Consider the following 725-nt stretch of genomic DNA (forward strand, 5'->3'; position numbering starts at 1 on the left):
CCGCAGGCGAAGCGAACAGCCCGGCCCGCAACGCGGGGGATGCGCACAACGCATATAAACGGTAAAATTAACAGTTAAAAAGGGCTTTCGATATATCGAAACAACAAGCGCGGGGATTTTAGCCGCTAAAATTAACGATCCGGACGAGACAGGAACGCGGTGTACAAATACATATTTTTCACGAATGTGCTCAAGTGTCTTGAAGAGCGCGACATGACAAAGCAGGAACTGTCAGATCGTTCGGGCGTGTCTATCTCATTTCTATCTGACCTTACAACCGGGAAGGGCAATCCATCCCTAGAAAAAATGGCAGCGATTGCCAACGCATTAGAGGTCCCACTTCCACTATTGCTCGAATCCACGGACATGGACACCAAGACATTGGAGGAGTTGGCCGGCAAGAAGGTAAAAAGCAGCTTACCTCACGGCTTTGTAAGGGTATGCGCGGTCCTGCCTGAACACCAGGCATTCATCGTGAGGCGCTGGGAACAGCACGCGAGAAAGAAAGACAAGGGTTAAACGCCAAGAAGAGTAATTAAGGGAGAAAGTAACGAAGGGAAGCTGATCAAACAGCCCAGCGCAGTTTTATCGGCTAAAAAAATCACCTAACAGAAAACAAGACTGATACGGCGATAGTCATCCGGTGTGTGATAGGTGTTGCACGCTGAATAGTTTCGTTATATCGTGCGACAAACCGCAATGTAGAGAAACACAGGGCAATTTAG

The 725-nt window shown here is 48.4% G+C and carries 1 protein-coding gene; it reads left to right on the forward strand.

Features of this window, described 5'->3' with window-relative positions:
* Positions 1-159: 159 nt before the first annotated feature.
* The gene (locus ACOCD2_RS23855; RefSeq protein ID WP_293650260.1) at positions 160-519 is read left to right on the forward strand and encodes a transcriptional regulator; all 360 of its coding nucleotides are present in this window, start codon (positions 160-162) and stop codon (positions 517-519) included.
* The last annotated feature ends 206 nt before the right edge of the window (positions 520-725 follow it).

This window comes from Thiolapillus sp. (assembly GCF_048562965.1).
Lineage (GTDB): Bacteria > Pseudomonadota > Gammaproteobacteria > Chromatiales > Chromatiaceae > Thiolapillus > Thiolapillus brandeum_A.